This is a genomic window from Campylobacter sp. RM9328 (assembly GCF_012978615.1).
On sequence record NZ_LIWF01000006.1, the window covers coordinates 1 to 25,894 of the forward strand.

Sequence of the window (25,894 nt, forward strand, 5' to 3'; positions counted from 1 at the left end):
TTGGCTTGATATACGCCATTGTCGGCGATTTTTATCAACCCTTCTTTTGTAAGTTCTTTGTTATCATATGTTGATATACCTATACTGGTTGAGCCATACCAACAGCTACTGTGAAAATTGATGCGTATTTGCAAGATTGCTTTATGTATTTTTGTGGCTAACTGATAACATCCTATTTTGTCTGTTTTTGGACAGATGATTAAGAACTCATCTCCGCCTAGTCTGCAGGCTATGTCGTCGTTTCTGATATTATGCTGTAAGGTATCGGCAAAGGCGACCATAACTCTATCTCCAGCGTCGTGTCCATATGTGTCGTTTATAAATTTAAAATTATCAATATCAAGCATTATGATAGAAAATTTCTCGCCTGTTTTGTGAAATTTTTTTATAAGTTTGTCTAGAGTTAGCATTGCTTTATGTCTATTTGCAATTCCCGTTAATTGGTCTTTCATTGCAACGCTTTCAAGCATTAAATTCATGTTGACAAGCTCTTTTGTTCTGCTTTCAACCTTTTCTTCTAGTGATTTTTTAAGTACTAAAAGTTCTTCATTATATTTCATTAAAACATTTACAATGTTATTAAACGAACGAAGTAGCGTTGTTACTTGCTCTTTATTTGTATCATCTAATTGTATATAGGCATCTTTTGGATCGCAGCCAAGCTCTATGAGGTGTATTTGGGTTGCTAAATTTTTATCGATACCAAGTATATGAAAAGTTAGCCATTGTATAAGAAAATCAAGTAATTTTTTAACATTTTCTTTATTGTATTTCTTGCCAAGCTTTTGTTCTTGTAGTGAAATTTCTTTGATAAAATTTTTATGTGCTGCTAAATGTTGCTTAACGTGTCTTTTGTCGATGTTTGATTTTTGCATTATGCTTTCTTCATGAGCAAAATGATACTTCGAGTACTCTATAAGCTCTACTAATATGTTTTTTATTTCCTGGTCAGTAGTGGTTGGTTTTTATAATTTGCTACCCAAGTTATTTACAATATTAACTAAATACTTATGCTCTATATCAACTATCTCTATATTTGTTGCAAATTCCTTACCCCAGGTAAAAAACACTTGCCCCATGTCCAATGCAGCCTTTCTTTAATATTTTTGGATATTAATTTTATATAAAATTAACTTTATGACAAATAAAATATTTATTTACTATAAATGCACGAAATGGTTTTGTAACTCTTGACAAAAAGTAATGTTTTTAGTATAATCACACTTCATTTTTTTAAAATGTCTTGTTAGCTCAGCCGGTAGAGCATCTCACTTTTAATGAGGGGGCCGTTGGTTCGAATCCAACACAGGACACCACTTGGTCGCTTAGCTCAGCCGGTAGAGCGCCACCCTTACAAGGTGGATGTCATAAGTTCGAGTCTTATAGCGACCACCATTATTCTTTAGGTGCAGCGGTAGTTCAGTTGGTTAGAATGCCGCCCTGTCACGGCGGAGGTCGCGGGTTCGAGCCCCGTCCGCTGCGCCATCCTGACTTTAGTTTAAAGTCGAAGTAAGGTAAGCATACCCGAAGAGCCTCGTTAGCTCAGTTGGTAGAGCATATCACTCTTAATGATGGGGTCGTAGGTTCGAGCCCTACACGGGGCACCATTGTTATTTGTTGGCCCATTCGTCTAGCGGTTAGGACACCAGCCTCTCACGTTGGTAACACGAGTTCGAGTCTCGTATGGGTCACCACTTCAAAATTTATAATCCAAATTATAATATATCTTATTTAAAATAACTGTTTCATTTTGCCGTTTAAATTTTAATACAAAATAATTTATGTCTAGTAAAAATTAAACATTAAAAAACGAAAGAAAATATAAATTTTTAAAGAGAAGAGAGGAGCTATGCTCCTCTTTGGATTATTTTAGAGTTTGAATATACTCTGCAACAGCTTTTGCATCATCTTCGCTAAGTGGAGTAGCGATAGGTTTCATCATAGCACCCATGCCAAATTTATTAGCTTTGCCGGCTTTGTAGTCTTGCAAAGAAGCAACTATGGCAGCAGCATCTAGTGATGTTAGTGCAGGAACTTTGTTGTTAAACACTTTCTCTGCTTTTGCTCCATGACAGGCGATACATTTTTTATAGATAGTTGCGCCGTCAGCTGCAAACATAGAAGAAGCAAACAAGGCTGCAACGCTTGAAACAATAAGTAATTTTTTCATTTTTTTCCTTTACAAAAATTTATTAGAAAATTATATTATACAAAAGTAAAATTCTAACTTAGTCATAAAACTATATCGGTAAAGCGAAGAAAAGTTTTAGCTTACTTGTCTTCGCATTTGCCAAATTTACAAGCACGCTCGTATAGCTTTCTCGCTTTTGCCTCATTGTTGCTTAGTTTTGCTAATAAAAAACAAGCTTGAGCGTATTCAAATTTGCAACTTTTTGCTAACAGCTCAAGCACTTTTTTGCTATCTTGAGGATTGTTTTTATGGAGCAATAGGGCTTGGTTATAGCATCCAACTCCATCGTTGTTTTTGCAAGCAAAGTCATATAGTTGCATAGCTTTTTTCTCATCTATATTTTCATCTACGAGCCCTTGCTCGTAAATTTGTCCTAAATTTGAACAAGCTGTGACAAGCCCGTTGTTGCAAGCTTTTTCATAATAAATTTTAGCATCATTAAAATTTAAAAGCCTGCTAAAATTTACAGCAAGGTTGTTACATGCGATGCTTTGACCGGTTTCGCATTGCGCGATAAGTTTTTCTTGCTCTTGCCTGGCTTTTTCTTCAAATTTTTCCTCTTCGCTTTGAAGATAGCCAAAGCTTATTATCTTTTGCCATGACCAGCAACCGCTAAAAGCAAATGCACAAGCGATTATTAAAGCTAAATTTATGATCTTTTTATTCATTTATCTCGCCTAGTTTTATGCCAAGGCGTTTCATTTGAGGGCAAGCCTTGCTAAAACCTCTAAAGCAAGCGACTTTATAAATTTGATACGCTCTTCTTTCGTCTTTTTCTACGCCAAGACCTAGCTCATACATAGCGCCTATGTTTGCACATGATGGGATATCGTTTTTTTTGCAAGCATTTTCGTAGGCGCTCATTGCAAGAGCATAATCCTGTGCTACGATCTCTCCTTTTCGGTATGCATTTGCTAAGTTATAGCAAGATCTAGCGCCTCCTTGGTTGCAACTTGTTCTATAAATTTCTACTGCGCGCTTAGGATCTTTTTTGACTCCAAGACCATGCTCGTAAAGTATGCCCAAATTCGCACATCCAAGCTCAACACCGCCATTGCAGGCTTTTTCGTAGTATATCGCCGCATTTTCGTATTGTTTTAAAAATTCATAGTTAGCTCCGGTATCATTGCAAGCTGACATTTCTCCTTCGTTGCATTTTGGAACAAGAAGCATTATGGCATTTTGAGAGATCTGCTCTTTGTTTTTGACTATTTTTTGATCTTCGCTTTCTTGCCACTTACTTTCTTGGTCTATTATCTGGCCATCTTTTTGCGGGGAAAATTGTGATATTTGTGAACATCCTGTTAAAAGTATTACTAATAAAAATGGTATAAAATTTTTCATATTTGCTCCTTAAAATCACTCAAAAAAGATTATTTTAACGCCTTGATTGAGCTTAGATGAGTAAAATTTGTCACTTAGATCGCCAAAAGTTTTGCCCATAAGACAAAACTTGTGTGGCATATAGTGTTATTCGCGTCCGATGATGTAGTATGTTGTGTCGTTGATCTTTTCAAGTTTTATTTTGTATTTCTCCGCCCAATCAGCGATAATGTCTTCAACGCGTTCTTTTATCTCTGCAATAGTCGCTATGTTTTTTATCTTAAGCCTATCTTCGCTACCACTCATTGCAACAAAACAAAGATGTGGCTTTAAATGATCGTTTAAAGATACGATATTTTGTATATTTACGCCGTCCATGTTGTTAAAAATTCTTTGCATTTGAGCTACTGTAGTTTCGTTGATAGTGTAACCTAGCTGACTTAAAAGCGCGTTATAATCCATTATAATCTCCTTGTTTGTTAAAAATTTATAAACATTATAAGACTTTTAGGATAATATTTGCTAAATTTAAAGGAAAAGTGGTGAAAAAGCTTATATTTGTGTTCGTTTTGACACTGTTTTTATCAGGCTGCGTGTTTAATCAAAAATCAAATTCCGACATTAGCTATGATGATCCGCAAGCTCTAGAGCTCAAAGAGGCATTAATGCTTCATGAAGATGGTAAATACAAAAAGGCATTTATGCGTTTTGAAGAAAAGGCAAAAGCCGGAAATATCCTTGCAATGTATCAAGTCGGAGTTTATTATAGAGATGGGCTTCATGTGAGTAAAGATCTTTTGCGTGCTATGTTTTGGTTTAAAACAGCGGGAAGATATGGTAATACCAAGGCTTTAAGAAGTGTTGGTTATATGTATGAGTATGGTCTTGGGGTTAATCAAAATTTCAAAAAAGCAAAGGCGTATTACTATGAAGCGTCAAATTTGGGCTCTGCTTTGGCAGATTATGATCTTGGCTTGTTATATCTTAAAACAAACGAGCAAAATGACGCTAAAATATTTCTAAATAGAGCTTGTGCAGGTGGCATAAATGAAGCATGCGAAAAATTTAAAGAGTTGAAATTTTAATCTCAACTCTTTTGGCTAATTAGCACACCTTCTATCATTTTTTTAATATCGCCGTCAAGTATGGCGTCTGTTTGACTATATGCCTCTCCACTTCTTACGTCTTTTACTTGCTGGTAAGGGAAAAGTACGTATGATCGTATCTGATGCCCCCAGCCGATTTCACTTTTTTCCACATTTGCGTTTGCCTCTTGTTGTTTCATGAGCTCAAGCTCGTAAAGGCGTGATTTGAGCATTTTCATAGCGGTTGCACGGTTTTTGTGTTGACTTCTGTCGTTTTGGCACTGCACTACTATGCCAGTAGGCGCGTGTGTTATACGTATGGCGCTTTCGGTTTTGTTTACGTGCTGACCGCCGGCCCCACTTGCACGGTAAGTGTCTATTTTAAGATCTTTTTCATCGATCTCAATCTCTATATCGTCATCTATCTCTGGGCTTACCATGACGCTTGAAAAGCTTGTATGGCGGCGTCCGGCACTATCAAAAGGACTTACTCTAACAAGACGGTGTATACCGTTTTCAGCCTTTAAATAACCAAAGGCATTTTCTCCTTTTACTATGAAGCTAACATCTTTTAGGCCGGCTTCGTCCCCCTCTTGAAAGTCAAGAGTTTCAACCTTAAATCCCTCGCGTTCGCAAAAGCGTAGATACATACGGTATAGCATCGATGCCCAGTCGTTGCTCTCTGTGCCGCCTGCTCCAGGGTGGATAGAGATGATGGCGTTTTTATTATCATCTTCGCCGCTTAGAAGCATTGAAATTTCAAGATTGGTTATCTTGTCTTCTAAATTTGAAGCATCGTCAAATAGTGCGTTTACAGTCTCTTCGTCGCTTTCAGAGTTTGCTAGCTCATAAAGATCTTTTGCGTCATCAACAGCACTTTTTGCACTGTTAAATTTTTCAAGCGTATTTGAAATTTTAGTTTTTTCTTTGCCGATAGCAGTAGCATTTGCGATATCTTGCCAGAAATTTTCATCTTGTTCTAAATTTTCTATCTCTTTTAGTCTGGCTTTAATATTTTCTGGTTTTATGATAGCTGAGATGTTTTGAACTTTTGTGTGTAGGGTTTTTAAAAGCTCGGTATATTCGTAATTATCCACATGATTTCCTTGAATTTTTGGCTGATTTTATCCAAAAAAAGCTTATAGTCAAAATTTAATCATGAGTTTAAGAGCATTTTGCTAAAATACAGCCTTAAAAATCATAAAAAAGAAGTATATAATGGAAATTTTAAGAAGCGTAAAAGAGCTACGTGAATTTATAGCCAGTTGTAACGGTGAGATCGGTTTTGTGCCTACGATGGGTGCTTTGCATGAGGGGCATTTGAGTTTGATAAAAAAATGTGTAAGCGAAAACTGTATCAGTATCGTTTCTACATTTGTTAATCCAACTCAATTTTTGCCCGGAGAGGACTTTGAAAGCTATCCCAAAAAGGAAGAGTCAGACATAAAAATGTGCGAACTTTCCGGCGTTAATGCGATCTTTATACCTAATGGGCGAGAGATGTATTTTGAAAATGAACCAAAGATAAAAGCACCTGAAAAATTTGCAAATATCTTAGAGGGTAAAACTCGTCCTGGTCATTTTGACGGAGTTCTTAGAGTGCTTACAAAACTCTTTAATCTAGTCCGTCCAACGCGTGTTTATATGGGTAAAAAAGATGCACAACAAGTCTTAATAGTGCAAAATATGGTAAAAACCATGTTTATAAACACTCAGATAATACCTTGTGAGATCGTAAGAGAAAGCGACGGTTTGGCGCTTTCAAGTAGAAATGTCTACTTGAACGACGAGCAAAAATGCCACGCTTTAAGGCTGTCTCGCTCGCTAATGAATGCTTCAAATTTAATCAAAAAGGGTGAACTAAATGTTAGCGAGATAAAGGCTTGTATGCTAAATACGCTTGAGCCCTTGCAGGTTGATTATGTTGCTGTTGTCGATAGAGAATTTAATGAAATTTCAAAGATAGAACTTGGTAATGCCATAATCCTTGTTGCAGCCTATGTCGGCAAAACACGTTTGATAGATAATTTGTGGGTTTAAAATGAGCAAACTTTATCTTATATCTCTTGGCTGTAATAAAAATTTAGTTGATTCTGAAATAATGCTTGGTCGTCTTCGCAACTTCGAGCTAACAAATGAAATTTCAGATGCAGACGTGATAATCGTAAATACATGCGGTTTTATCGCTTCGGCAAAAGAGGAGAGTGTGCGCACTATACTTGAGATGGCAGAGGCTAAAAAACAAGGCGCAACGCTTGTTGTAACCGGCTGTTTGATGCAAAGATACCGCGAAGAACTTATGCGTGAACTACCTGAGGTAGATCTTTTTACGGGCGTGGGTGACTATGACAAGATCGATGAAATAATCTTAAAAAAGCAAAATTTATTTAGCCCGGACGTGTATCTACAAAGCAACGAAGAACGTATTATAACTGGCTCAAACTATCATGCGTATATTAAAATCGCTGAAGGCTGTAATCAAAAATGTAGCTTTTGTGCGATACCCACCTTTAAAGGCAAACTTAAGTCAAGAAGTCTTGAAAATATCATAGATGAAGTAAAAAGACTAGTCCAAAAGGGCTACTATGACTTTAGCTTTTTATCTCAAGATAGCAGCTCGTGGATGCGTGATAATGGCGTTAGTGACGGACTTATATCGCTTATTGATGAAGTAGAGAAGATCAATGGGGTTAAAAGCGCTAGAATTTTATACCTTTATCCAAGCACAACAACAATGGCGTTGATCGATAGGATAGTTGCTTCGCCTGTATTTCATAACTATTTTGATATGCCTATACAGCATATTAGTGATAAAATGCTACGCGTGATGAAACGAGGAAGCAATGAAGCAAAGGTGCATGAAATTTTAAGCGCCATGAGATCTGCTCCAAATTCATTTTTAAGAACCGGCGTTATCGTGGGACATCCAGGAGAGAGCGATGAGGACTTTGACTCACTTTGTAAATTTTTAGAAGAGTTTAAATTTGATAGAATTTCAGCATTTGCCTACTCAAGAGAGGAGGATACTGCTGCATTTGATATGGAGCAAATTCCTACTAAAATCATCTCAAAACGACTATCAAAGATAGAAAAGGTTATTAAAAAAACATTAGATGATAGCTTTAGATCACAAATAGGACGCGAGATAATCGCCAGTATAGAAGGTGAAAGTAGCGAGGGTGAGATGTTTTTTGGTGGTAAAATGGATATCTGGGATAAAGATATAGACGGCGAAATTTTAATTAACGAAAGTGATGAGCGTGAGCTTGAAGTTGGTGCTAGGTATCTTTGTGAGGTTACTGACTCTGTTGATAACAAATTAATTGCAAGGGTTATAAAAAGAGCTTAATCCTATGATAAATTTATCAAAAGAGAGTATCGATGCTTTAAAAAACGGTAAAAATTTACTGGCTTTTTCTCATGGTGTCGATAGTTCGGCACTTTTTTATCTGCTAAATGATGCTGGAGTTGAGTTTGATATCGCTATTGTAGACTATAATGTAAGAGCGCAAAGCAAAGACGAAGTAAGAAGTGCAAAAGCTCTTGCAAAAAACTTTAAAAAAAAGATCTTCACTCTTAGCGTTAAGCTTGAAGGCGGGAATTTTGAAGCCAAGGCAAGAGAAATAAGGTATGAATTTTTTAAGAAAATTTTTCTTGAACACGGATATAAAAATTTAATCTTAGCCCATCAGCTTGATGACCGCTTGGAGTGGTTTATGATGCAGCTTTCACGAGGCGCCGGACTTTTGCAGATGTTAGGTATGAATGAGCATGAAAGCAGGGAGTGGTGTGAAATTTATAGACCGCTCATTGGCATAAGTAAGGCTGAAATTTTAGCGTATCTAAAAGAGGGAAAATTAGCTTACTTTGTCGATGAGAGTAATGTCGATGAAAAATTTAAGCGAAATTTTATACGGGCTAAATTTGCAACAGAATTTTTGGCAAATTTCAAAGAGGGCGTAGCTAGAAGTTTTAAAATTTTAGAAGCCGAACGCGCTAAATTTGAGCCTAAGATAAGTAAAATTTCACAAGATCTTTATAGTGTTAAATACGACGAAAACGCACTAAACGGCATTGATAGGGTAGCTAAAACTTTAGGTGTTGTGATGAGCGAGGCTCAGCGCTTAGAGTGCAAAAGGTGCCTAAAAGGTGGCTGTGTTATCTCGGGACGTATAGCGGTTGGTTTATACAAAGACGAAAGTGTTTTGATTGCACCGTTTGTAAAAACTAAAATGGATAAGGATTTTAAGGAAAAGTGCCGAATTCTTGGTATGCCGGCGCAAATTCGAGGCTATTTATTTAGTGCTGGCATAAATTTAGTGGAGTTAAGGTTTTAGACCATAAACACGTATATTAAAGATAGTGTGGATCTTGTCTCCATCGCCTTTCATATTGATCGGAAATTCGGCTCTAATTATGCTTTCGTATTTGCTAAGTGCATCTAAAAAATCATAAAATTTCTGCGGTGTTTTAACTGAGGTCGTGACATTTAGTTGATAGAGGAAAAAGCTTTCATCGGGATTAGTTTCTTCGGCTTCACTCAAGCTTACTTCGTTAAAAAAAGTAGAGGCGAAATTTATAAATTTCTGTTTGTCAAATTTTGCGTCATAAGAGGAGATGATAAATTCGTTTTTCTCCTTTAGGCTTTCAAGTGCCGCGATTTTACCGTCGTATGTTTGCTTGACCTTTGAATATGATGACATTTGAGAGCGATTTTCTCTACTTAGCTCTTTAAATTCTTTGATATTTGGCACGATAAATGCAAATATCATCACAAAGCAGATAACTATAAATATCAAAATATAAAGTAAAAGCTTGACTACGTCTATCTTTTCAAGGCTTGTGTCGCGTCTTTTACTCATTGTATCCCTCGGAGTTATCTATTTTGTTTGTGCTAATAAATCCATACCAGCCGTTTTTGGTTTGATAAAAGCTTGTGTTTGAAGTGGTAAATATTGATTTTAGCGGGGTTGCCAAAAGCTGGTTAAATACGTCTTTTGTTGGTGTGGTGCCTCGTATTATTAGTGAGTTTTTTTGCATCAATACCTCTTCAAGTGTAATGCTGTCAGGAACTAGATCGAAAAGATTATGTAGGCTTTTTTTAAGTAAAGTGTTCGAGGTGTAAATATCAGTTGCAGCAGAAATTCTTGTCGTTAATGTCGCCCAAACCTCATCTGCATGGACTATTTTTTCGCTTAAGCTTGTTTGCTCGGCAAATAAGTCTTTGGTGTTTGTGGCAAGCGAGTAGTTTTTATATATGATAAGTAAATTTACTAGCAAAAGAACGAAGAAAACAGAGCCGATAAGTGTTAGCCAAAGTTTGCTAAATAGGCTTAAAATCGGTCTCGGTTCAGGCGTAATAAAGCTAAAAGTCATAGTTTTATCTCCTCATACATAAGCTCGTTCATGATCTCAAGAGTATTTATAGGATAGACCGATGTCTCAACCAGTAGTTCTGACTCAAGGTATTGCAGGAATGTCGCGCTAGTTTTTGTGTTGTCAAATACAATTATTTGCTCGATAAAATCAGCGTCATAAAGCGGGTTGTTGTAAAATTCTTTAATGGCTGAAAGGATATATTCAAAAGTGTTCATGTCGCGTCCAAATAACGCAACGGACTTTTCTACATCTTGTGAAACCGGCATATTTAGGTCATATCCTAAGTCTTCAAAACCTTGAAATTTATCATCACCTAAAAGATCGTCAAGACTTTGAAAATCATCTATCGAGCTTGCCTCGCTCTCTTCTTTAACGATTAGGTTGTCAATATCCGTAATGTCTTCTAACTCAAGCTTTTGCTCGGTGAAATTTGTATCACCGCTTGGCTGGTTTTCGTTTATGATCGAAAACGTAGAAAGTCTCATTTTTTTATCTTTAAATATAGACAGTGTGACGGATTTTTCATGGTTATACACACAAAGCGTCGTTTTTTCAGGGATTTGGCGTTTTAAAAGCTCATGAAAAAGTAGGGCGATAGGCGAATATATAAGATCAACGCTATCCCTCCCAAATGTGTTTTTGGCTCTTCTAACGGCCAGCATATCAGCATAAATGCTCCATTCATTTTGCATTTTTATGCTTACAAGTCCGTCGGAATTTATATGAAATTTATTATATTCTTCCTCTTTGATGGTAGGAAGTGCCCCTTGGTATGGGCTATTAAAAAATAAAGATATGTATATATTAGAGTAGTTTTTCTCTTGTCTTTGTATGAAGTCAAGAACTTTTTGGTCTATGTCTTCGGGGTTTATGTCTGTAAATTTTGCGTTTATAGTGTTTATGACCTCTTTATTTTTAACGACACGTCCGTAAAATATGCACTCTGAATCCTCAATAAGAACGCTTAAAAATAAATTTGAAAACATACCGCGAATAGAAAACGACATACTTCTCCTAAAATCATAACTTATATAATGGTATCTAAAAACTTATTAAATAAGATTAAAAAAGCTCTTTTTTTAACTTTTCAAAATTCTCTTTCGTCTTTTTGGCTTCATCTTTTAAAGCGTCGTCGATAAGTATGCTGTTTTTTAAAAAGGCGTACTGCTCTATCATGATATCGCATATTAATTTTATACGCTCCTTGTCGCTGTTGCTGACCTCTCCTTGGCTGATGTTTTCGATCATTTTTATGTATTTTTTACCGTCGTTTATGTAGTTTGTAAATTCGAGAGAAATTTTACTTTGGTTAAGCAAGGTGTTTGCCATTTTGTTGTAGATATCAAGTTTTATAGCCTCTTCGCTTAGCTCAAGTGACTTTTGAAAATTGCCTATCTCATAATAAAATTTAGCCTTAAAGCTTAGCTGATATGATGTGTTTGTTTCGAAAAATAGCCAAGCAAAAAATATTATCAGTATTGCCAAGATAGCAGCTGTTGAGCGTGATTTTTTCATGTTTTACCTGTTTTTATTGGCGTTTTTAACCCACCATACTTTTAAATTTGCAACAAAATCGCTTTTATTTTCCTCGACGCTTTTGCCGCCGTCTTTTTGTGAAGCTTTCCATAAATTTTCTTGTATAAGCTCTTTTGCGTCATCTAGTTCTAAGCCATCAACTTTAAAAGGAGCGGAAAGGCTGAAATTTATAGTTGAAAATGGTTTTGGTATTATCATTTTATCCCAGCTTTTAAGTTGCCAGAATTTATCGGCTTCATAGTTTAGGACATAAATTTCAGAATTTGTTTTTTGTGCGATAACTACGGCGCCATCAGCGATGCTGTGTCTTGGTCCTCTTGGTCCATCTGGCGTAATGATGACATCAACCCCGCTTTTTATCTCTTTTAACGCGGTAATAAGTGCTTTTGCTCCGCCTTTTGAGCTGCTTCCTCGTATGGTATCGATACCAAAAAATTTAATTATCCTTGCAATAATCTCGCCATCTTTGTGGTTGCTGATTATAACTTTCCCGTGTTTTTGTTTGTTAAAATCTTTTGTCCAAAATTTTAAATACGCAAAGCTCATCATGGCTAGTCGCCCATGCCAAAACACAACAACGCAACCGTGCTTTGGAAGTCTTGTGTCGGTATATGTTTTTTTGCAGGTTAAAAAGATAATGCGCATGAACAGGTAAATGGCCCATACGCTAAAATTTATAAATATACTTTTTTTGGCTCTACTCCACAAGTTCGCCATAAAGCACCATTCTTTTTGGATTAGTTATGCGCACTTTTAGTGTCTTGCCAAGCAGCTCTTCACTCCCTTGGACTTGAACTAAAAAGTTGTTAAAGCTTCGTCCTGCTACGGCTCCGTTTGCTCTAAGCTCTTCAAAATAAACGTCAAAAATTTTACCGTTTTGCTTTGCTACTATTTCATCTAAAATTTCATTATGACGACTTTGAAGTCTTGTTAGGCGTTGCGAGGCTATATCGTCTGGAATTTGGTTTGTAAATTCAGCTGCTTTCGTAAGCGGACGAGGCGAGTATTTAAAGCTAAAAACTTGCTCAAACCTAACTTTTTCAAGCACATCCATGGTGTCTTGAAATTCTGTATCTGTCTCGCCAGGAAAAGCCACGATGATATCCGTGCTAATGCTTACATCAGGGCAAAGTTCGCGAAGTTTTAAGGCACGGTCCAAAAACCACTCTTTGGTATATCCGCGCTTCATTTCACAAAGCACTTTTGTGTTTCCGCTTTGAAGCGGCATGTGCATGGATTTGCAAATTTTTGGGTTGTTTGCAAAAACATTTAAAAATTTATCATCCATGTGAAGTGGATGCGGGCTTGTAAATCGTATGCGCTCGATGCCATCAATCTCGCTTAGTCGTTCAAGCAAGTCGCTAAAATCAATCTTTTCATGTGCACTTGAAAAACGTTTACCGTAATTATTTACATTTTGACCAAGTAAAAATATCTCTTTTGCGCCTCTGTCGGCTGCCTTTTGGGCTTCTAAAAGTATTAAATTTAAAGGTATGCTTATCTCATCGCCACGCGTGTGCGGAACTATACAGTAAGTGCATTTTTTATCACAGCCTATTGATATATTTATGTATGATTTAAACGGCGATCCGCGAAATTCACCAAAGGCATAGTCGCTCTCATCGTAGTTTATATCGGTGCTAATAAATTTTGGAGTTTTGACGGCAGTTGAAATTTTACTGACGTTTCTAGCTCCTAAAACAAAATCAACATATGGCGCACGTTTAAAAATTTCACTACCCAAATGACTTGCCGTGCAGCCACAAACGCCTATTTTGGCACCTGGTTTTTTTGCCTTTTCAAATGCTCCGACCTCGCTAAAAAGTTTATGTACCGGTTTTTCACGAACAGAACAAGTATTTATAAGGATCAAATCCGCCTCACCCATATCTTCGGTTAAAGTGTAATTGTCTTTTTGGCTAAGCTCAGCGATAATATGCTCACTATCGCGAACATTCATCGCACAGCCTAGCGTTTGTATGAAAAGCTTTTTACTCATTATAAGATATGAACTTCATACATGTAGTCGTTGTCGTCAAGACCGTATTTAACGCTTCTATGATAGACGCTTAGTCCTTTTTCTTCAAAGTATTCAACTAGCTCGATCAGCTGTTTGTGACTGTTTTCTTTATCAAAATAAAAAATTTTTTGTCCGTCTTTGTTTACGGCAGCTTCGATTTTATCAAGTGAGATCGTTTTTGGTTTTGTATCAATCTCGGTTCTAGCGAGTTTTAGCTCCATTTTTTATCCTTGCTTGTAATTTTTGAATTTGTAAGTATATCAAATCGCTAATAAAAAGCACATTAAACTTTTTATTAGTAAGAAAACTATATAATGTCAAAACTTCTAAAGTTAAATCCCCTAAAAATACAAAATATGGAGCAAAAATGGAGAGAATATCGGACATCATAGAGTCTATTGCAAATGAAAAAGGGCTTGATATAGAGGATGTAAAAGAGCGTGTTAAACGAGCCATTGTCAATACCGCTAGACATGTATACGGAGAGCATTATGAATACGATGTTGTTATCGACGCAAATAAAACTTTAAAACTTTATCAGAAAATTTTAATACTTTCAAACGATGATGAGCGTTTGAGCGAAGATAACGAGCACTTTATAAGCGTAAAAGATGCGAAAAATATCGATTCGAGTGTAGAGATCGGCGATGAACTTACTTATGAGTTGAGTCTTGATAACCTTGGCAGAACGGCGGCTCAAACATTACATAAAGAGCTTGAATTTCATATACAACGTCTTGTTGAAGAGAAAATTTTTCAAAAATACGAAGAACTTGTTGGGCATGTTGTTTTTGGAACTGTTGTTCGTGTTGATGAGCAAGAAAACACTTTTGTGGAGATAGACGAGCTTCGAGCGGTGTTGCCTAGAAAATACCGTATAAAAGGGGAGAAATTTAAAGTGGGTGATGTAGTTAAAGCTGTTATCCGAAAGGTTTATACCGATAAAAGTCTTGGCATAAAAGTAGAGCTAAGCAGAACTTCGCCTAAATTTTTAGAAGCTCTTTTAGCGGCTGAGGTGCCTGAGATAAAAGATGGCGGTATAATCATCCAATCAAGCGCTAGAATTCCAGGAGAGCGTGCTAAAATCGCGCTTCTTAGCGTTTCTCCGAATATCGATCCTATCGGAGCGACCGTTGGAACAAAAGGCGTTAGGATAAATGCCGTAAGCAAAGAGCTAAAAAATGAAAATATCGATGTTGTTGAGTATTCGGCTGAGCCTGTGATATTTATCACTCGCGCCATGAGTCCTGCTATTATAAGTTCTGTAAAAATAGACGGAAACAAAGCTATCGTGAGTTTAGTTAGCGAACAAAAAAGCAAGGCGATAGGCAAGTCAGGCATAAACATACGACTAGCAAGCATGCTTACAGGATATGAGATAGAGCTTAACGAGATAGGCGGTTCTGCAAAGACAAGCGGCTCTGAAAATAGTGAATTTGCAAGAGATTTAAGATCGCTTTTTGGAGAGGATTGAAATTTCAGTATAAAATAATCGCGGCAAGTTTGTGCTTGCCGCTTTTGAAGGCGATTAAAATTTAATCATTTAAAATCGCAAGTAGTTCTTTGTTATTTTTTGTTTTTAACATTTTTGCGTATAAAAATTTAAGCGCTTCGACATCATCCATAGATGCAATAGCTGTTCTAATAGCCCAAATTTTTTGTAACTCATCAGGTTTTTGAAGAAGCTCTTCTTTTCTTGTGCCTGATTTAAGCACACTAATTGCCGGATAAATTCTGCGATCGGAAATATTTCTATCAAGTACAACCTCGCTGTTGCCGGTACCTTTAAATTCTTCAAATATAACTTCATCCATGCGCGAACCTGTGTCGATAAGTGCGGTTGCAATGATAGTAAGGCTGCCACCGTGCTCAATATTTCTAGCTGCGCCAAAGAAGCGTTTTGGCTTGTGAAGTGCGTTAGCATCCACACCACCCGTTAGCACCTTGCCACTTGGTGGGGTAACGGTGTTATAAGCACGTGCTAGACGTGTGATACTGTCAAGAAGGATGATAACGTCCTTTCCCATCTCGACTAGACGCTTTGCCTTTTCGATGACAAGCTCGGCCACACGCACGTGATTAAGCGCCGGTAGGTCAAAAGTCGAGCTAAATACTTCGCCTTTAACACAGCGTTGCATATCGGTAACCTCCTCAGGACGTTCATCGACTAAAAGCACCATCAAATGAGCCTCTGGGTGGTTTTTAGCTATGCCGTGAGCAAGCTCTTTCATGAGTTCTGTTTTACCGCTTCTTGGAGGAGCGACGATAAGGCCACGCTGACCCTTGCCTATAGGAGTAAATAGGTCAAGCACGCGTCCTGTTAGATGCATCGGATCGTATTCTAGTTTTATCTTTTCGGTTGGAAAAAGCGGTGTTAGGTTGTCAAAAAGAGGACGTTCTTTTGCCTCGGCTAAAGGCATATAATTTATGGCTTCGATCTTTAAAAGTGCGTAGTATTTCTCTTGATCTTTTGGTTCTCTAACTTGTCCCGTAACGATATCACCTACGCGTAGCGCGAATTTGCGAATTTGCGAATTTGAAACATAAGCGTCATTTGAACTGTCGCTTAAGTTTGCGTCAACGGAACGCAAGAAGCCGTAACCTTCGTTTGTAACCTCTAAAATTCCTGTAAATAGTATAAAACCGCCCTGTTTTGTCTGTGTTTTTAAAATTTCAAATATCAAATCTTGACGGCGAAATTCTCGAGGGTTTTCAACACCGACGACATTTGCTATCTGGACTAAATTTTCTAAGTCAAGCGCTCTTAGGTCTTCTATCTTGTGTCCATCAACCGGGGTATGTGTGCGTGAGTTTGTGTGTTTTTTTGTAGCCTTGTTTTCTTTTTGGCTCTGAGCTTCTTGCTCTTTTTCGTTATTTTCCATTAATCCTCTTTTAAATTTGCATAAATAATGTAGAAATTTGGGTCTTCAAATGTAGTGTTTGAAAAGTGGCATTTTATAGAATTTTTGCTTTCTTGTCAATAAAATTTACACTTTTTGATATAATTTGGATTTTGTTTTAAGGGTAGAAAATGATGAATTTTAAAGACGGCCTTAGAGAAAAGATTATTATAAAAACGGCTGTTTTAGGTATTGTCGTTAATGTTTTTTTAGCTGGTATAAAAATTTTAATCGCTCTTGCTTCAAATTCGGTTGCTATCATTTCAGATGCGATAAATAACTTAAGTGATGCATTTTCAAGCGTTATAACGATATTTGGCTCAAAGCTTTCGCTAAAAAAGCCTGATGAAAACCACCCTTATGGATACGGTAGAACCGAATACATCGGCGGCCTTATCGTTTCGGTAGTTGTCTTAATGCTTGGTTTGCAGTTTTTTAAAAACTCGGTTGAGGTTATAGTAGAACCTCAAAAGACAAGCTTTGAAGCTGGTGCGCTTTGGTTTTTACTATTTGCTATTTTTGTAAAAGTATTAATTGCAAAGCATTATAAAAAAGTAGGCGAAAACACAAAATCAATCTCGCTAAAAGCAGTTGGAGCGGAAGCTTTTGGTGATGCGATGATATCTTGTATCATACTGATTTCGGCACTTCTTTCGTATTTTTATGAAATTTTTATAGACGGTTACGCCGGTGTTGTCGCATCGGTTTTTATCATCTATAATGGTGTGATTTTGATAAAAGAGACATTTGACAAGATAATCGGCGTTAGGGTCGAAAAAGAGGTTAGCGATACGATCTATCAGGCGGTTTTAGAGTGCGAGATAGTACAAGGCGCTTATGACTTGATACTCCATAACTATGGTGTTGAGCGTTATGTAGGGTCTATAAATGTTGAGGTTGACGAGCATTTAAAACTACCGCTTGTTTCACAGCGTTTAAATGAGCTTCAAGTTGAGATTTACGATAAATATCGTGTGTATCTTGTTTTTGGAATTTATAGCGTAAATTTAGGCCAAAATAGTGCAAAAGAGTGCATCAAAAACGCACTTTTGGATATAAAAAATGTTTTAAATATCCATGCGTTTTTTATAAATTTAAAGCAAAAAAGAATTAGATTTGACGTGACGGTTGATTTTAAAGAGCCGGATATAGCGGGACTTAGGGCTAAGATAGAAGAGAGGGTTGCTAAGCGTTTTGAGGGCTTTGAAATTTTTATCGTTATAGATAGGGAATTTAGCTAAAATTCGATTTTGATATGGAAGAAATTTAGTGTTTTTGTCTTTAAATTTCTTCCGTTTGTTTTTATAAAAAATTTAATGCTCGCTTTTTAAACCAGCTCCGCAAAGCGAGATGATGCTATCTCCTTGAAGGCGGTTTGTTTTGATGTATTGCTCATAAGCGGTATAAATGGCAGCTGTCGTATGCTCGACATAAAAACCTTTTTTAGCAAGATCTTGTCTTGTTGGGATGATCGCATTTTCAGGTATCGTTATAACTTCGCGTTCGCCTTGATAAGTGCTTGCTAAAATTTCTTTACCTCTCATGGGCTTTCCTATGGCTATACCTTCGGCTTGGGTAGGCTTTGGAATGACGTTTAGAGGCTTATCTTTGGCTTTAAAAAACGGAGCGCAGTTTTCACTTTGAACGATGAAAATTTTAGGTAGTTTTTGTATAAGTCCTGCTTCAAAAAGTTCGGTAAGCGCAATCTCACAGCCTATTAGTAGTGTTCCGTTACCAACGGGTAAAAAGAAGTTATCAGGCACCCTGCCTAGTTGTTCAAAAATTTCATAGACGTAAGTTTTAGTGCCTTGGTAAAATAGTGGATTATAAACATGGTTAGCGTAGTAAATTCCCTCTTCAAGCGCTTTTTTACGGCATGCGTCGGCTGTTTCATCTCTTGTCCCGTCAAAAACTGTAGCCGTTGCGCCAAAGGCTTTTATCATGTTTATCTTCTTCTCGCTTGTGCCTTTTGGAACAAAAATTTCACACTCTATGCCGGCTCTAGCGCAGTATGCGGCGACTGAGTTGCCGGCGTTTCCGCTACTATCTTGAAGGACTTTTTTAACACCTATGCTTTTACAAAGCCATATCAGCATAACGGCTCCGCGATCTTTAAAAGATAGTGTAGGCATGGCATAATCAAGTTTAAAATAAAGCTTGTCATCAAAATTTACGGTCGCACTCATGCCCTCGCCAAGAGTTACTTCGCGCCAAATTTCATTTTGGATAGGGAAAAATTTACGGTAGCGAAAGAGGCTAAATTCGTTTTTGTCGATCAGATCTAGTGAAAATTTTGGAGCTTTAAAGTCAAGATCGTAAAGCCCACCGCATTCGCAAGTATAGTTTAGGGTTTGCAAAGATGCCGTTTTACCGCATTCGCAACATTTAAAATTTGACATGTTTTTCCTTTGTGTTGGGTTTATCTCATTGCCACTTGAGCTTCTATCTCTACCAAACAACCAAAATGTAAGGTCGACGTAGGCACGACTACGCGAGCGGGTTTGTGCTCGCCAAAGAATTTCGCATACTCGTCATCTATCTCATCCCAAAATTCAACATTTGGAGTGTAGACCCTGCACATGATGATATTTTCTTTTTTAGCGTTTGCTAGGTCTAAGACGGCTTGTAAGTTTTTAAGCGCTTGTTGTGTATGCTCTCTAACTCCACCATTTGGTAGTTTCATGGTCACCGGATCTATGCTTAGTTGTCCTGAAACGTAAAGTATGTCGCCGTGCAGCACTGCAGGGGAGTAGTGAGCTTTGCGTGTTTTAGAAAGTTGTGTTTGAAAAATTTCCATAAAAACTCCTTAAAAATTTTATCTAATTTTACTCGTAACGGTATTTAAAGGAGCTTAAGCAAAAGGGCGAAAATTTCGCTCTAAATTTATCATAATAGTTCTATAAAAGCTTCAAGTCGTGTGCGAATTTGTTCTACATCTTGTTTTGAGTAATCAGTCTCTAAGCTCATGTAGTTTGCACCGACTTCTTTGCTTGCGATTTTGATTTTATTTGTTTCTATCGCGTATGTGTGACAACCGCTTAAAACAACGTCTATGACACCATTTGCTTCGTATTCTTTTACCATGGATTTGATGATCTTGCCTCTGTCGTTGTTTTGATACATTACCGAGCATGGGATTTTTAGATAGCGTTTGGCGATATTTTCTATCAAGTCGCCATCGGTTTGGATTAAGTTTTTATAGTTTTTAGTTCCCGTGCAGTTTTCAAATGCAACCACGTCTGCACCTAGATCTTCGATTTGTTTGATTATCTTTTCATATATACCACCGCTTGGACAGCCTGTGATTAAGATACGTTTTTTGTGTTCTTTTGGTGGCGTGCTCTCTTTTATAGCATCTATGAAAGAGCGAAGCGTGGAGATTTTTTCTTGTTTATCGTAGATAAAGTCGCTTGCAAATAAAATTTGATGTATCTCTCTGCATTTTATCGGGCTTGGGTTCGCCTTACTAAGATCCATAAGTTCGCACATTATCTCACGCTCTTGGTTATAAATTTTTATCGCTTCAAGCAGCGCTTCATCGGTGATTTTGGTTTTAAATTTATTCTCTATAAATTCTTTAAATTCCGCTATCTCTTTGCTCCAAAGCTTTAGACTTTTTTTGTTTGTCATATTTGGAAGTTCCATGACATAGACATCTTTGTGATTTGCAAGCAGCTCATGCATCTTCTTTTTGCCATCACAGGTTGTTTCACCGACAACTAGATCGCTTGCGTTCATGTAGGGGCATTTTTTGGTTAATGCATATCCGTAACTCGCCTTAATAAGAGGGCAAAGGTTGCGAGGAAGCTCTTTTTGAGCCGCATCTATCGGACTTTCATCGTAAGCACAAAGGCTTATAGGTATTGCCCTTGCGGCATATATTATCTCCTTTGGTGCGTAGGTGCAAAAATTCCCTACGATCTTCTTGCCTTGAGCTTTGATGTCTTGAAGAGCCATTGCATTACGCTTTTTTAAAGTGTCAAATTCCATTCTCATTGTTTTTTCTCCTTTGATCTTCTTGCGCCGATGAGAGCAGCTCCCATCGCACCGCAAAATATTGCATTTTTATCAGTGAAAATCTCTTTACCAAGATGATTTGAGAGCAAATTTTTAAACAGTTCTACGTTACTTAGTCCTCCGCTTAAAAAGTATCTTTCATTCTCAAGTTTTTTTATGAGCGAAGCAACTTTTTGTGTCGAAGAGTCAATAATGGCATATGCTATTTGTGTTTTTTCAACGCCGTTTGATATGAGAGAGATTATCTCAGACTCTGCAAAAAACCGTGCAAGTTGAGCTGATTTTGATATTTAAATTTTGCTGTGCGGTTTTGTAAAGTTGGGTTAGTTCTAGCCCTAGGCGATTTGCCATAACTTCTAAAAATTTACCCGTTCCCGCAGAGCATTTGTCATTCATGATAAAGTCTTCAGGCTTTGAAGAGACCATTTTTATCGCCTTTGTGTCTTGCCCTCCTACGTCTATAACCGTGCAGTCATACGGGTATAAAAAATCCGCTCCAAGTCCGTGACATAAAATTTCAGTTGTTGTGAAATTTGCGTATTTCACACTTACTCTGCCATACCCTGTTGCCGTTATAAAATTTGGAATATAGTCTTTTTGATTTAAAATTTCATAAATTTCATCCGCAACATTTACGGCACTAAAGCCTGTAGGACGTAAAAATAGATCGATAAATTCATTTTTATCCGCGTCTAATACAGCCACTTTTGTTGAGGTTGAACCTATGTCGATACCGATAAAATACATAAAATTTGCCTAGTGTAAAAGTGTCTCTAAACTTAGAGATTGCATAATTTTATCAAATAAAATCAAAATTACAGCTTAATATTTATAGCACAAATTTATATAATTTAAGAGAAATTTCCGTATAATAATTTAATCTAAATATGAAAGAAAAATGTAATTCATGCCAAAATTTAAATGCTCGCATTGTAGGCTAAGCTTTGACGATGATTGTGCGATAGTAAATCAAAATGGAGAAAAATTTTGTTGCACGGGTTGCGCTAATGTCTATGAAATTTTACACAATGGCGGATTTGACGAGTTTTACTCTCGGCTTGGAACAAACACCCTAAGTCCGCAAAATACCCAAAATAGCACCACTCAAAGTATACAAAGCTTATATGATGAGTATGTAAAAGATGAAAACGGCTTTAAAAAGATAAGTTTAGTGATAGAGGGAATTCACTGCTCGGCTTGTATCTGGCTAAACGAAAAGGTATTTTTTTCTACAAAGGGTGTCGTTGAGGCTAGTATAAATTCAACAAATAACAAAGCTGTCGTTATCTGGGATGAAGAGCAAGTCGGTTTGGCTGAAATTTTAAATGCCATAAGTGCCGTGGGATATAGAGCATATGCGTATGATGCAGGGCAAGAAGAGCTTAGAATGTCGGCAAAAAGGCGTGATTTTTATATAAAGCTACTTGTCGGAGTGTTTTGCGTGATGAACATCATGTGGATAGCCATAGCCCAGTATGCCGGGTATTTTACGGGTATCGACAAAAATGTTAGAGATATTTTAAATTTTGCCGAGTTTATACTTGCTACTCCTGTGCTGTTTTATACGGGATCGGCGTTTTTTTCAGGGGCAAAAATAGCTTTAAAAACAAGAACGCCAAACATGGATCTGCTTGTGGTTACTGGAGCGACTTTAGCGTATAGCTATTCGGTGTATTCGATGTTTTCGCGCGTTGGAGAGGTGTATTTTGACTCTGTCGCGATGATAATCACCTTTGTTTTTATCGGTAAATTTTTAGAAATTTTAAGTAAAAAACGGGCAAACGATACTCTTGATAGGCTAAATTTATTATCTTTAAGCGAAGTTAGCGTAGCAAAAGATGGTGCTGTGACTAGTAAAAACATTAAGGATGTTAAAGTTGGTGAAACCATCGTGCTAAAAGCAGGGGACAAAGCACTTATAGACGGTGTCGTGACTAGCGGAGAGGCTAGCTTTGATCTTTCAAGCCTTAGCGGAGAGAGTTTGCCTGTGTTTTTGGGTGTAAATGATGAGTTAAAAAGCGGCTCGATATGTCTTGACGGAGTAGTTTATTACAGGGCAAATGCCAGTTTTGAAAACTCGCTTTTAAATAAAATTATATCGATGCTTGAAAATGCAACAATTAAAAAACCACGCATAGAGCAGCTCGCAAATGAAATTTCATCTAAATTTTCGCTTGTGATCTTAAGTATCGCATTGCTTACGTTTGGGTATTATTTTTATACGGCATGGTTTGAAAAAGCTATCGTCATCGCCATATCTGTTATCGTCATCGCTTGCCCTTGCGCTCTTGCTTTAGCAACTCCGGTGGCGACTTTAAGCGCGCTTGGGACAGGGCTTAGAAGAGGAGTTTTATTTAAAGAGGCTAAATTTATAGAGAGCTTGGCAAAGTGTGATACGGTTGTTTTTGATAAAACAGGAACTCTTACGAAGGCAAATTTGACAGTTAGTGAATTTGCTAAATTTAAAGATATAGATGACGGGCTAATACTTTCTATCGCTTTAGCTTCAAAACATCCCGTAAGTATTGCTGTAGCAACCTATCTAAAAGAAGCAAAAAGCGTTAATATAACAAATGTAAAAGAGATCACAGCAAAGGGCGTAATGGCGGATTTTGAGGGCAGAAATTTACTTGGCGGAAGTGCTAGGTTTATGCGTGAAAATTCGCTCACCTTACAAGATGATAATGCAGGGTATTTTGTGGCTTATGATGGCGAGCTTGTAGCTAAATTTGTATTAAAAGATGAGCTAAAAAGTGGCGTGAAAGAGTGCGTGCAAAGCCTAAAAAAATTAGGCATAAGCGCCTACGTGCTTAGCGGCGATAATGAAAAAAACGTCAAAAAGGTAGCAGACGAACTTAAACTTAAATACAAGGCAAATGCGCTTCCTGATGAAAAGGCCAAATTCGTAGCAAAGCTTGTAGAAGACGGCAAAAGAGTTGTTTTTGTAGGAGATGGTATAAACGACAGTCTCGCTATGAGTAAAGCCCAAGTTGGAGTTTGCATGGGCAGTGGTGCTGATATAAGCTTGGAAAGAAGCGATATCGCACTTTTAAATGACGATATAACAGCCTTTGGCGACAGCATGGTCTTGGCAAAAAGAACATTTAGGACGATAAAGCAAAATTTAGCCTTTAGCCTTTGTTATAACGCTTTAACCGTGCCTTTGGCGGTTATGGGATATGTTATACCGCTGTTTGCCGCACTTTCTATGTCGCTTAGCTCGATAGTCGTGATATTAAATTCACTAAGGATAAAATCAACTTTTAAGGCAAAAAATGGATGATTTGGTTTTAGCGATAATGCTTGGAATTTCTATTTTAATAGGGGCATGCGGGCTTTTTGGCGTTATTTGGGGGATTAAAAATCATCAATTTGAGGACTATCGTAAATTTCTTGATGGGGCAAGCTTTGATGGAGAGGATGCTTTAAATGATGCCTATGAGCTTGAAAAGCGAAAGAAAGAAGCGATAAAAAAACGCAAGGGAAAAAGCTATGGGTCATCTGAGTGAAGATAGGCAAAACATCTTTAAAAATTTAAATTTCTCATCAAAATTTGAGATAGTAGACGAATTTTTTAAAAATGAAAAAATACGAGTTGAACGAATTTTATCAAGCGGGCAAACTACAAAATGGCAAGATAATGACGAGGACGAGTGGGTTTGTTTGCTTGATGGCGAAGCTAAGATTAGATATGAAAACGGCGATAAAATTTCACTAAATAGAGGCGATACGCTTTTTATCAAAGCGCATACAAAGCATCAAGTCAGCTATACATCACAAGAGTGTATCTGGCTTTGTTTTTTTAGCTTTTGATGATTTGCGGTTCGCCAAAAAGCTTGTTTGCCTCTTTTATTACGCCCTCTTGTTTTAGCCTCTCAAGCTCTTCAGGGCTTTTTTGCCCATTGAAATTTATACTTGGAGTGATAATAGGCTTTACTTCGATGGGTTTTGGATGAGGTTGTGTTTGTGATAAATTTTGATCTATATTTAAATTTGAAAGCTCTGCATCCAAGTAAGATAGGCTTGAGTTCTCGTTTTTTGGCTCATTTAAGGGCTTTTGTTCTTTTGCTACGATCTTGATATTTGCACTATTTCCAAAGCAGGCGCGAAGAATTTGCATTATGATTTTTGAGCTGTTTCGCATTTTGGTTTGATCTTCACCCATTGCGCCCGAGCTTAAATACATAGTGTTTTGCTTAAAGTCTTGAAATTCGATACATCTTTTAAAACACTCGCCAAGTTCGTAGTCGCGGTCATAAATTTTTGATAAGAACAAAGCATAAGGGTCATTTTGTGCTAAATTTGGAGTGTTTGAATTTATTACTGTTGTCGACTTTTGCGTTAAATTTTGTGCTTGATTAGTTTGTTTAGATGTTTGAAGTGAAACTATGGCTTCATCTATCGTCTTTAAATTTAGCGCTTCTATCATCATAAAAAGCATTATTGTCAGTATGAAACCATTGTCGCTAGAAACGCTTAACATGCCCTTTGTTTGTGATAAAATTCTAAAAAATCTCTCGTAAATCAACAATGAAAATTTCGGATCGTTATTTAGAAATTTCTCTTTTAAATTTATGATTAACTCATCTATTATCATTTCCGGTTCATAAATTTCAAGCTCCAAAACCAGCTCTTTTAATTTATCCTTATCGCCTAAGATAACGACATCTAAGATCTCTTCTATTTTTATGGGATCAAGTAGTCCTAGCATGGAAGCGACTGCTGTTTGAGTGATGTGGTTTGTGCTAAAAATAATGGCTTGATCAAGTAAAGTAAGAGTGTCTCTAAGTGAGCCTGATCCGCTTCTAGCAAGGATCTCTAATGCCTCTTTCTCATAAGAAATTCCCTCTTTGCTCAGAATAAATTCAAGATGCTTTATGATGTTGTGTTTGCTAATTTGCTTAAATCTAAAATGTTGTGTGCGCGAAAGCACGGTTGCAGGAAGCTTTAGCGGGTCGGTCGTAGCAAGTATAAATTTGACATAGCTTGGCGGCTCTTCCAGTGTTTTTAAAAGTGCATTAAATGCCTCTTTTGTTAGCATATGAACTTCGTCAATGATAAAAATTTTATATCTTGCGGCCGCGGGGGCGTATTTTGTTTGTTCGATTAGCTCTCTTATATCGTCTATTTTTCTATGACTTGCGGCGTCCATTTCGATGATGTCCATGTGTCTGCTTTCGTTTGCCATTTGACAGTGAGAGCATATTTCGCATGGATGAGATGTTGGACCTTGTTCGCAAACAAGCGCCTTAGAAAATATCCTAGCACTTGATGTTTTACCGCTTCCCCTAAGTCCGGAAAAGAGATATGCGTGACTTATGCGACCCTCTTGCAAAGCGTGAGTCAGACTTTTACTAACTGCTTCTTGACCTATGAGTTCGTCAAAATTTTTCGGTCTGTATTTAAGTGCTAATGCTTGCAAGATCTATCCTTGGGTAAAATT

The 25,894-nt window shown here is 37.2% G+C and carries 29 protein-coding genes and 5 tRNA genes; 14 read left to right on the forward strand and 20 right to left on the reverse strand.

Annotation, left to right across the window (positions count from 1 at the left end; all coding sequences use genetic code 11):
* Positions 1-941: diguanylate cyclase (locus CCAL9328_RS11275; RefSeq protein WP_349304195.1), on the reverse strand; the 941-nt coding region annotated here is incomplete at its 3' end.
* A 299-nt stretch (positions 942-1,240) separates the two neighbouring features.
* On the opposite strand from CCAL9328_RS11275, the gene CCAL9328_RS05050 reads away from it, so the two are divergent.
* The 5 genes from CCAL9328_RS05050 to CCAL9328_RS05070 all read left to right on the forward strand — a co-directional run bounded on the left by CCAL9328_RS05050 (position 1,241) and on the right by CCAL9328_RS05070 (position 1,694).
* A tRNA-Lys gene (locus CCAL9328_RS05050) sits at positions 1,241-1,316 on the forward strand.
* A 3-nt stretch (positions 1,317-1,319) separates the two neighbouring features.
* A tRNA-Val gene (locus CCAL9328_RS05055) sits at positions 1,320-1,395 on the forward strand.
* Between the two features lie 13 nt (positions 1,396-1,408).
* Positions 1,409-1,485: transfer RNA gene (locus CCAL9328_RS05060), tRNA-Asp, on the forward strand.
* Between the two features lie 46 nt (positions 1,486-1,531).
* Positions 1,532-1,607, forward strand: a tRNA-Lys gene (locus CCAL9328_RS05065).
* Between the two features lie 12 nt (positions 1,608-1,619).
* A tRNA-Glu gene (locus tag CCAL9328_RS05070) sits at positions 1,620-1,694 on the forward strand.
* 170 nt (positions 1,695-1,864) lie between these two features.
* Here the strand turns inward: CCAL9328_RS05070 and CCAL9328_RS05075 are convergent.
* The 4 genes from CCAL9328_RS05075 to CCAL9328_RS05090 all read right to left on the reverse strand — a co-directional run bounded on the left by CCAL9328_RS05075 (position 1,865) and on the right by CCAL9328_RS05090 (position 3,976).
* The gene (locus CCAL9328_RS05075) at positions 1,865-2,170 is read right to left on the reverse strand and encodes a c-type cytochrome (protein WP_169937247.1); all 306 of its coding nucleotides are present in this window, start codon (positions 2,168-2,170) and stop codon (positions 1,865-1,867) included.
* A 101-nt stretch (positions 2,171-2,271) separates the two neighbouring features.
* A complete protein-coding gene (locus tag CCAL9328_RS05080) occupies positions 2,272-2,859 on the reverse strand; it encodes a tetratricopeptide repeat protein (protein ID WP_169971387.1) in 588 nt (195 codons plus the stop codon).
* Complete coding sequence (locus tag CCAL9328_RS05085; RefSeq protein WP_170000172.1) at positions 2,852-3,535, reverse strand: tetratricopeptide repeat protein; 684 nt, start codon at positions 3,533-3,535, stop codon at positions 2,852-2,854. Before CCAL9328_RS05085 ends, CCAL9328_RS05080 begins: the two co-directional genes overlap by 8 nt.
* A gap of 126 nt (positions 3,536-3,661) precedes the next feature.
* A complete protein-coding gene (locus CCAL9328_RS05090) occupies positions 3,662-3,976 on the reverse strand; it encodes a type II secretion system protein (protein WP_169971391.1) in 315 nt (104 codons plus the stop codon).
* Positions 3,977-4,056: 80 nt separating this feature from the next.
* Between CCAL9328_RS05090 and CCAL9328_RS11280 the strand changes: the two genes are divergently transcribed.
* Positions 4,057-4,599: a lipoprotein gene (locus CCAL9328_RS11280; protein WP_170000173.1), complete on the forward strand. Its 543-nt coding sequence runs from the start codon at positions 4,057-4,059 to the stop codon at positions 4,597-4,599.
* Positions 4,600-4,601: 2 nt separating this feature from the next.
* On the opposite strand, the gene prfB is transcribed toward CCAL9328_RS11280, so the two are convergent.
* Complete coding sequence (gene prfB, locus CCAL9328_RS05100; RefSeq protein ID WP_169937256.1) at positions 4,602-5,696, reverse strand: peptide chain release factor 2; 1,095 nt, start codon at positions 5,694-5,696, stop codon at positions 4,602-4,604.
* 121 nt (positions 5,697-5,817) lie between these two features.
* Between prfB and panC the strand changes: the two genes are divergently transcribed.
* The 3 genes from panC to tilS are packed head-to-tail and all read left to right on the forward strand — an operon-like array spanning position 5,818 to position 8,936.
* The gene (gene panC, locus CCAL9328_RS05105) at positions 5,818-6,639 is read left to right on the forward strand and encodes a pantoate--beta-alanine ligase (protein ID WP_169971396.1); all 822 of its coding nucleotides are present in this window, start codon (positions 5,818-5,820) and stop codon (positions 6,637-6,639) included.
* A gap of 1 nt (position 6,640) precedes the next feature.
* Positions 6,641-7,948: a 30S ribosomal protein S12 methylthiotransferase RimO gene (rimO, locus tag CCAL9328_RS05110; RefSeq protein ID WP_170000174.1), complete on the forward strand. Its 1,308-nt coding sequence runs from the start codon at positions 6,641-6,643 to the stop codon at positions 7,946-7,948.
* Between the two features lie 4 nt (positions 7,949-7,952).
* On the forward strand, positions 7,953-8,936 hold the full coding sequence (gene tilS / locus CCAL9328_RS05115) for a tRNA lysidine(34) synthetase TilS (RefSeq protein WP_169971400.1): 984 nt from the start codon (positions 7,953-7,955) through the stop codon (positions 8,934-8,936).
* Here tilS and CCAL9328_RS05120 read toward each other — a convergent pair.
* Genes CCAL9328_RS05120 through CCAL9328_RS05150 form a run of 7 tightly spaced genes read right to left on the reverse strand, consistent with a single transcriptional unit; the run spans position 8,925 to position 13,755 of the window.
* Positions 8,925-9,461 carry a hypothetical protein gene (locus CCAL9328_RS05120; RefSeq protein WP_169937263.1) on the reverse strand — a complete coding sequence of 179 codons (537 nt, stop codon included), beginning with the start codon at positions 9,459-9,461 and terminating at the stop codon, positions 8,925-8,927. The two genes, tilS and CCAL9328_RS05120, sit on opposite strands and share 12 nt — an antisense overlap.
* The gene (locus tag CCAL9328_RS05125) at positions 9,454-9,975 is read right to left on the reverse strand and encodes a hypothetical protein (RefSeq protein ID WP_169937265.1); all 522 of its coding nucleotides are present in this window, start codon (positions 9,973-9,975) and stop codon (positions 9,454-9,456) included. Before CCAL9328_RS05125 ends, CCAL9328_RS05120 begins: the two co-directional genes overlap by 8 nt.
* The gene (locus CCAL9328_RS05130; RefSeq protein WP_169937267.1) at positions 9,972-10,985 is read right to left on the reverse strand and encodes a DUF8341 domain-containing protein; all 1,014 of its coding nucleotides are present in this window, start codon (positions 10,983-10,985) and stop codon (positions 9,972-9,974) included. Before CCAL9328_RS05130 ends, CCAL9328_RS05125 begins: the two co-directional genes overlap by 4 nt.
* Before the next feature lie 55 nt (positions 10,986-11,040).
* Complete coding sequence (locus CCAL9328_RS05135) at positions 11,041-11,493, reverse strand: hypothetical protein (protein ID WP_169937269.1); 453 nt, start codon at positions 11,491-11,493, stop codon at positions 11,041-11,043.
* A gap of 3 nt (positions 11,494-11,496) precedes the next feature.
* A complete protein-coding gene (locus CCAL9328_RS05140) occupies positions 11,497-12,231 on the reverse strand; it encodes a lysophospholipid acyltransferase family protein (RefSeq protein WP_170000175.1) in 735 nt (244 codons plus the stop codon).
* Positions 12,212-13,516: a tRNA (N6-isopentenyl adenosine(37)-C2)-methylthiotransferase MiaB gene (gene miaB, locus CCAL9328_RS05145; protein ID WP_169937453.1), complete on the reverse strand. Its 1,305-nt coding sequence runs from the start codon at positions 13,514-13,516 to the stop codon at positions 12,212-12,214. Before miaB ends, CCAL9328_RS05140 begins: the two co-directional genes overlap by 20 nt.
* Positions 13,513-13,755, reverse strand: a complete 243-nt coding sequence (locus CCAL9328_RS05150; RefSeq protein WP_169971404.1) for an HP0268 family nuclease — start codon at positions 13,753-13,755, stop codon at positions 13,513-13,515. The genes miaB and CCAL9328_RS05150 overlap by 4 nt, the downstream gene beginning before the upstream one ends.
* Before the next feature lie 146 nt (positions 13,756-13,901).
* Between CCAL9328_RS05150 and nusA the strand changes: the two genes are divergently transcribed.
* Entirely contained in the window at positions 13,902-15,008 is a 1,107-nt protein-coding gene (nusA, locus tag CCAL9328_RS05155; RefSeq protein WP_170000176.1) for a transcription termination factor NusA, read from the forward strand.
* A gap of 61 nt (positions 15,009-15,069) precedes the next feature.
* On the opposite strand, the gene rho is transcribed toward nusA, so the two are convergent.
* Positions 15,070-16,416, reverse strand: coding sequence for a transcription termination factor Rho (gene rho, locus CCAL9328_RS05160; protein ID WP_170000177.1), 1,347 nt, complete (start codon positions 16,414-16,416; stop codon positions 15,070-15,072).
* Between the two features lie 149 nt (positions 16,417-16,565).
* Here rho and CCAL9328_RS05165 point away from each other — a divergent pair, with 149 nt between their 5' ends.
* Positions 16,566-17,675 carry a cation diffusion facilitator family transporter gene (locus CCAL9328_RS05165; RefSeq protein WP_170000178.1) on the forward strand — a complete coding sequence of 370 codons (1,110 nt, stop codon included), beginning with the start codon at positions 16,566-16,568 and terminating at the stop codon, positions 17,673-17,675.
* A gap of 72 nt (positions 17,676-17,747) precedes the next feature.
* On the opposite strand, the gene CCAL9328_RS05170 is transcribed toward CCAL9328_RS05165, so the two are convergent.
* From CCAL9328_RS05170 to CCAL9328_RS11030, 5 genes are all read right to left on the reverse strand, one after another.
* Positions 17,748-18,833: a threonine synthase gene (locus CCAL9328_RS05170; protein ID WP_170000179.1), complete on the reverse strand. Its 1,086-nt coding sequence runs from the start codon at positions 18,831-18,833 to the stop codon at positions 17,748-17,750.
* A gap of 20 nt (positions 18,834-18,853) precedes the next feature.
* On the reverse strand, positions 18,854-19,231 hold the full coding sequence (locus tag CCAL9328_RS05175; RefSeq protein ID WP_169937283.1) for a RidA family protein: 378 nt from the start codon (positions 19,229-19,231) through the stop codon (positions 18,854-18,856).
* 89 nt (positions 19,232-19,320) lie between these two features.
* Entirely contained in the window at positions 19,321-20,430 is a 1,110-nt protein-coding gene (locus CCAL9328_RS05180) for a double-cubane-cluster-containing anaerobic reductase (protein WP_170000180.1), read from the reverse strand.
* On the reverse strand, positions 20,427-20,741 hold the full coding sequence (locus CCAL9328_RS11285) for a BadF/BadG/BcrA/BcrD ATPase family protein (RefSeq protein WP_349304196.1): 315 nt from the start codon (positions 20,739-20,741) through the stop codon (positions 20,427-20,429). The genes CCAL9328_RS05180 and CCAL9328_RS11285 overlap by 4 nt, the downstream gene beginning before the upstream one ends.
* Positions 20,698-21,198 carry an acyl-CoA dehydratase activase gene (locus CCAL9328_RS11030; protein ID WP_228026585.1) on the reverse strand — a complete coding sequence of 167 codons (501 nt, stop codon included), beginning with the start codon at positions 21,196-21,198 and terminating at the stop codon, positions 20,698-20,700. Before CCAL9328_RS11030 ends, CCAL9328_RS11285 begins: the two co-directional genes overlap by 44 nt.
* Before the next feature lie 160 nt (positions 21,199-21,358).
* Here CCAL9328_RS11030 and CCAL9328_RS05190 point away from each other — a divergent pair, with 160 nt between their 5' ends.
* Genes CCAL9328_RS05190 through CCAL9328_RS05200 form a run of 3 tightly spaced genes read left to right on the forward strand, consistent with a single transcriptional unit; the run spans position 21,359 to position 24,264 of the window.
* Positions 21,359-23,734, forward strand: a complete 2,376-nt coding sequence (locus tag CCAL9328_RS05190; protein WP_170000181.1) for a heavy metal translocating P-type ATPase — start codon at positions 21,359-21,361, stop codon at positions 23,732-23,734.
* Entirely contained in the window at positions 23,727-23,960 is a 234-nt protein-coding gene (gene ccoS, locus CCAL9328_RS05195; RefSeq protein WP_169971416.1) for a cbb3-type cytochrome oxidase assembly protein CcoS, read from the forward strand. The genes CCAL9328_RS05190 and ccoS overlap by 8 nt, the downstream gene beginning before the upstream one ends.
* Positions 23,944-24,264: a cupin domain-containing protein gene (locus tag CCAL9328_RS05200; protein ID WP_169937290.1), complete on the forward strand. Its 321-nt coding sequence runs from the start codon at positions 23,944-23,946 to the stop codon at positions 24,262-24,264. Before ccoS ends, CCAL9328_RS05200 begins: the two co-directional genes overlap by 17 nt.
* Here the strand turns inward: CCAL9328_RS05200 and CCAL9328_RS05205 are convergent.
* Positions 24,254-25,873: a DNA polymerase III subunit gamma/tau gene (locus CCAL9328_RS05205; protein ID WP_169937292.1), complete on the reverse strand. Its 1,620-nt coding sequence runs from the start codon at positions 25,871-25,873 to the stop codon at positions 24,254-24,256. The two genes, CCAL9328_RS05200 and CCAL9328_RS05205, sit on opposite strands and share 11 nt — an antisense overlap.
* Between the last annotated feature and the right edge of the window lie 21 nt (positions 25,874-25,894).

Coding starts and splice junctions, on each gene's coding strand:
- CCAL9328_RS05075 (WP_169937247.1), bottom strand. CDS start 2,170: ATGAAAAAATTACTTATTGTTTCAAGCGTTGCAGCCTTGTTTGCTTCT.
- CCAL9328_RS05080 (WP_169971387.1), bottom strand. CDS start 2,859: ATGAATAAAAAGATCATAAATTTAGCTTTAATAATCGCTTGTGCATTT.
- CCAL9328_RS05085 (WP_170000172.1), bottom strand. CDS start 3,535: ATGAAAAATTTTATACCATTTTTATTAGTAATACTTTTAACAGGATGT.
- CCAL9328_RS05090 (WP_169971391.1), bottom strand. CDS start 3,976: ATGGATTATAACGCGCTTTTAAGTCAGCTAGGTTACACTATCAACGAA.
- panC (WP_169971396.1), top strand. CDS start 5,818: ATGGAAATTTTAAGAAGCGTAAAAGAGCTACGTGAATTTATAGCCAGT.
- rimO (WP_170000174.1), top strand. CDS start 6,641: ATGAGCAAACTTTATCTTATATCTCTTGGCTGTAATAAAAATTTAGTT.
- tilS (WP_169971400.1), top strand. CDS start 7,953: ATGATAAATTTATCAAAAGAGAGTATCGATGCTTTAAAAAACGGTAAA.
- CCAL9328_RS05120 (WP_169937263.1), bottom strand. CDS start 9,461: ATGAGTAAAAGACGCGACACAAGCCTTGAAAAGATAGACGTAGTCAAG.
- CCAL9328_RS05125 (WP_169937265.1), bottom strand. CDS start 9,975: ATGACTTTTAGCTTTATTACGCCTGAACCGAGACCGATTTTAAGCCTA.
- CCAL9328_RS05130 (WP_169937267.1), bottom strand. CDS start 10,985: ATGTCGTTTTCTATTCGCGGTATGTTTTCAAATTTATTTTTAAGCGTT.
- CCAL9328_RS05135 (WP_169937269.1), bottom strand. CDS start 11,493: ATGAAAAAATCACGCTCAACAGCTGCTATCTTGGCAATACTGATAATA.
- CCAL9328_RS05140 (WP_170000175.1), bottom strand. CDS start 12,231: ATGGCGAACTTGTGGAGTAGAGCCAAAAAAAGTATATTTATAAATTTT.
- CCAL9328_RS05150 (WP_169971404.1), bottom strand. CDS start 13,755: ATGGAGCTAAAACTCGCTAGAACCGAGATTGATACAAAACCAAAAACG.
- nusA (WP_170000176.1), top strand. CDS start 13,902: ATGGAGAGAATATCGGACATCATAGAGTCTATTGCAAATGAAAAAGGG.
- rho (WP_170000177.1), bottom strand. CDS start 16,416: ATGGAAAATAACGAAAAAGAGCAAGAAGCTCAGAGCCAAAAAGAAAAC.
- CCAL9328_RS05165 (WP_170000178.1), top strand. CDS start 16,566: ATGATGAATTTTAAAGACGGCCTTAGAGAAAAGATTATTATAAAAACG.
- CCAL9328_RS05170 (WP_170000179.1), bottom strand. CDS start 18,833: ATGTCAAATTTTAAATGTTGCGAATGCGGTAAAACGGCATCTTTGCAA.
- CCAL9328_RS05175 (WP_169937283.1), bottom strand. CDS start 19,231: ATGGAAATTTTTCAAACACAACTTTCTAAAACACGCAAAGCTCACTAC.
- CCAL9328_RS05180 (WP_170000180.1), bottom strand. CDS start 20,430: ATGAGAATGGAATTTGACACTTTAAAAAAGCGTAATGCAATGGCTCTT.
- CCAL9328_RS11030 (WP_228026585.1), bottom strand. CDS start 21,198: ATGTATTTTATCGGTATCGACATAGGTTCAACCTCAACAAAAGTGGCT.
- CCAL9328_RS05190 (WP_170000181.1), top strand. CDS start 21,359: ATGCCAAAATTTAAATGCTCGCATTGTAGGCTAAGCTTTGACGATGAT.
- ccoS (WP_169971416.1), top strand. CDS start 23,727: ATGGATGATTTGGTTTTAGCGATAATGCTTGGAATTTCTATTTTAATA.
- CCAL9328_RS05200 (WP_169937290.1), top strand. CDS start 23,944: ATGGGTCATCTGAGTGAAGATAGGCAAAACATCTTTAAAAATTTAAAT.